At 39.3% G+C, this 4,262-nt stretch carries 3 protein-coding genes; all 3 read right to left on the bottom strand.

The window, feature by feature from the left end; genetic code table 11:
* Positions 1-127: 127 nt before the first annotated feature.
* The 3 genes from JCM9140_RS21560 to JCM9140_RS21550 all read right to left on the bottom strand — a co-directional run bounded on the left by JCM9140_RS21560 (position 128) and on the right by JCM9140_RS21550 (position 4,022).
* Entirely contained in the window at positions 128-2,032 is a 1,905-nt protein-coding gene (locus JCM9140_RS21560; RefSeq protein WP_052002477.1) for a TRAP transporter permease, read from the bottom strand.
* A 106-nt stretch (positions 2,033-2,138) separates the two neighbouring features.
* Complete coding sequence (locus tag JCM9140_RS21555) at positions 2,139-3,164, bottom strand: TAXI family TRAP transporter solute-binding subunit (RefSeq protein WP_034751614.1); 1,026 nt, start codon at positions 3,162-3,164, stop codon at positions 2,139-2,141.
* 36 nt (positions 3,165-3,200) lie between these two features.
* Positions 3,201-4,022, bottom strand: a complete 822-nt coding sequence (locus JCM9140_RS21550; protein WP_034751610.1) for an MBL fold metallo-hydrolase — start codon at positions 4,020-4,022, stop codon at positions 3,201-3,203.
* Between the last annotated feature and the right edge of the window lie 240 nt (positions 4,023-4,262).

The following is a 4,262-nucleotide window of genomic DNA, read 5'->3' as shown; positions in this document are numbered from 1 at the left end:
TCACCACCCGTATTTTATCGATATTATTTCGACATACTTCGGGTAGTTACAGGCACTTAAACAAACACAAACACTGTGTTGAAGGATCCCTTCTTACTAACTCAAGCCCTCTCAACCATAAAATAACTTACATTTCTTTTGCACTCAAGTTCGGTACCGAAACAATTTTTCTAACCTTAAATTCATAAAGCAACGTAGCCAAAATGATAGCAAACCCAACAATATCGTAAAGTACACCTACATTAATTAATAAAACGGCTCCAAAAAACAACATGAATCTTGATATTAGCAAGACCGGTTGCTTTAAATACCCTTCTAAAGATACAGCTAATGCATAAATACCGATCAACGCCGTAACTGATGCTAGTAAGATTGTAAAGACAGTCCCTTGGAAAATAAGTGCCGGTCCATATACAAACATAAATGGAACAATAAAGGCGACGGCCGCTAAACGAACAGCTGTGATTGATGTGGACATTGGATTGGTTTTTGCTATACCACTAGCTGCATATGCTGCAATCGCTACAGGAGGTGTAATTCCTGAAAGGACTCCATAATAGAAAATAAACATATGCGCTGCCATACTTGGTACTCCTAATTGTGTGATAGCTGGTGCTGCTAAGACAGCTAAAATAATATATGATGCTACTGGAGGTAAACCCATCCCCATAACAATCGAAGCAATCATTGTTAAGAGAAGCAATAAAAACAAATGTCCCCCAGAAAGTTCAATTAAGATTCCAGAAAATCTTAACCCCATTCCTGTCATGTTAATGACACCAATAACAATGCCCGCACACGCACAGGCTGCAGCTACAACTAGTGAGAGCCTCATTCCCTGTACAATCGCCTCTTTTATATTAGAAAAGCTCATTCTCGTTTCTTTCCTTAATAAACAGATAAAAGGAACACTCACGATTCCCCAAAATGCAGCTTCTGGTGGTGGCATTTGTGGACCAACTAATAAGAATACTAAGACGACTAACGGAAGGATCAAGTGTCCTTTTGTAACAATCATCTCTTTTAAGTTGGGAACTTTATAATGATCTTCTTGACTACCTTCTCCCATCCGGGCAGCTCGTAAGTCTACCATTATAAAAATGGCAATGAAGTAAAGCAATGCAGGGATCAAGGCAGCTAACGCAACTTGAATGTATTCTACCTGTAAAAAGTCAGCCATTAAAAAGGCAACGGCCCCCATGACAGGAGGTAGAAGCATCCCTCCTGTTGATGCCACTGATTCGACTGCCCCTGCGTATTGCGCTTTATACCCTCCTCGCTTCATCAAGGGAATCGTTAAAATTCCAGTTGTCGCTACATTTCCAACCTGACTTCCACTAATTGAGCCAAACAACGCACTTGATACAATTGAAACTTTCGCGGCCCCTCCTCTGAAACGTCCTACCAACGAGAATGCTAAATCAATAAAAAATTTCCCTGCTCCTGATTTTTCTAAAAATGAGCCAAACAAGACAAACAACACTACATACGTCGCTGATACCCCCAGCGGAATACCAAACACCCCTTCATTCGACAAACCAACTTGAGTGATGATTCGTTGCATACTGTAACCAGAATGAGCAAATAACAAAGGTAGTTTCTCCCCAAAGAAAGCGTATACAAGAAATAACGTAGCTAATATCGGCAAAGCCCATCCTATTATTCTTCTTGCCGCTTCCAATGTGAGGATAATACTTAAAACACCAACGACCATCATCGTAATGGTTGGAGAACTAAATGCCATCGATAGATCAATGAAGTAAATATAAATATATATCCCAAGAAAAATTGAGGCCCCGGCTAGCAAAATATCCGTTGTCCAAGCAATTTTACCTCTCCCTGCTATTCCTTCATCACTATTAGGATTTTTGATGAATGGATACAGTAAAAAGATTAAGGCGAGGGCAAAGCCAAGATGGACCCCTCGTTGCTGCATCGAAGGAAATATTTGAATTCCGCCAGCATAAAGATGAAAAAATGCCAAGAAAAATGCGAGAATTACTACGGCCCTTGTAATTATTTTCTGTAACATGCTCGAATACACTCCTCACTTTCATTGCAGAAGTTCGTGTTAAGGTACGGTTAGAGAATTCCTGCTCTTGGCACCTTTTCTAAACTGTATGCGTTGCTGCTAATTTTTATTGTTGGACCTCTATCCCGTGATCTTCAAAATATTGTAACGCACCTGGATGATAAGGAATGGTCACACCATCAGGAACTGTTTCTGGGACAATGTCAAATGTAGGATGAATTTCTTTAAGTCCGTCTGTATTGTTCATGATTGTTTCTAAAAATTTATAAACCATCTCATCGTCTGTTTGTTCATGAGTAATATATATGGAATAAAATGCTCCAATTGTGATATCTTCCTCTTGGCCTGGATACGTACCACCTGGTATATCGACCGAAGAATAATATGGATGTTCTGCTACGAATGGTTCCATAATAGCAGGGTCAACAGGAATAATCCTCACATCTTCTGTTTGAGCAAGCTCTCTTACAGTCGGTGCTGGGATAGCTCCCATCAAGTATCCAGCATCCACACTACCATTAGCTACAGCTTCTTGGATTTCGGTGAAACTACTAAGAGGTAATGGTTGATAATCATCTTTACTAACTCCATGAGCCTCCATTAGATCTTCTAATAATTCAGTAGGCGGAGTCCCAATAGCTGCAACACCTATACGTGTTCCAGCTAAATCTTTAAAAGATTGAATAGGAGAATTCTCACGTACAACTAAATGAAGTGCATTGTAGCTCAAGAATCCGATCCCTCTTAAATAATCGTGATCACCTGGAACTGGCTCTAACACTCCATTAAACGCTTGATCCGCACCTAAAGCCCCAATCCCACCAAATGCAGGCAGCCCTTGTTGATAACGTTCAGACATGTATTGGACAATTTCTGATGTTCCATTTGTTGCTTCTGTTGCGAAAGAAGCACCTGGAAGGACTTTTTCATTATTTATGATATTAGCTAACCCCGCACTAATAATATAGTTAATCCCACCTGAACCTGGTGTGTACACTGGAACAATTCCTGAGAAACCACCTTCACTTTCCTCACCATTGTTAGCTGGTTGACTCGTCTCTCCTTCACCACAGGCCACTACAATTAGAGAAATAAGGATGAGGGTAAAGATACCAATCAAAGCACGTTTCATGCAATCATCTCCTTAGTTAATTTATAGAATCCATTTTTATCCTACCTTAATAATTTGTAAATCCTCTGGGACAATGACTTCCCCAGAAAACTCGGCAGATGCCTCCTCAAAAGCAATTTGTGCATCAGCTTCTGGCAAAAAGTGAGTAAGAACGACTTTTTTAACATTCGCTCTTTTTGCTATAACACCTGCCTGAGTTGGAGTGCAATGTTCTTTTTGAAGTTGATCCCAAATTTTCTCGAGTGCTTTACTCTTCTGTCCGGTTGTCAAACCTGCATTCTGTACCAAGAGATCAGCCCGATCTGCTAGATGAACAATCTCTTCATTCGGAGATGTATCACTTGAGACGACAATCACCGTTCCATCAATTTCGAACCTAAAAGCAAATGTGGGAACATTGTGTATCATTCTCGCTGTCGTAATTTTATAAGGCAATGGATTTTCTAGTAACTCACCAGGTCCATCAAACTCAATGACCTGAACATCACGAACCCCTGCGGATGAACGTCCAAGAGAACAACGATAATCAATATCGTATGAATACATATTTAAAATATTTTCATGGAATTCCTTTGTTCCCTTAGGACCAATAATTGTCAGCTCTGATCTACCTTGCCCCCAGCCACCCAAAAGGAATTGAGCGTACCCCATCGTGTGATCTGAATGTAAATGAGTGAAGATTAGAAACTTGATGGATTGGGGATTTATCTGAGCTTTCATTAACTGAGCTGTTGTCCCTTCACCACAATCAATCAGGATCGCTTGATCTTTTACTACAAGTGCTTGTGCGGGTTGTGATCGATTTAGGTTAGGCCGAGGGCTTCCCGTTCCCAACATAACAACTGAAATTTCTGACATGATATCAACTCCATTTAAGTAATTTCAATAAAAAAGTACCTAAGCACTTTTTTTCACTTTGAATAAAAGTGCTTATTAAAACGCTTACATTTTATTCTTTTGAAACCCCTCCCCTTTACTCCATTTTGGATAAAAGTTTTCGTGTTTTAATAATACATGATTTAACTCAAAAAATAAATATATATTTTTGAATTTTTAAAAAATATAACTTATTCGTTTTCTTCATTATCAAATAGAGAT

The organism is Halalkalibacter wakoensis JCM 9140, assembly GCF_000513095.1.
GTDB lineage: Bacteria > Bacillota > Bacilli > Bacillales > Bacillaceae_D > Halalkalibacter > Halalkalibacter wakoensis.
This window is presented reverse-complemented; position numbering and strand designations above follow the sequence as displayed.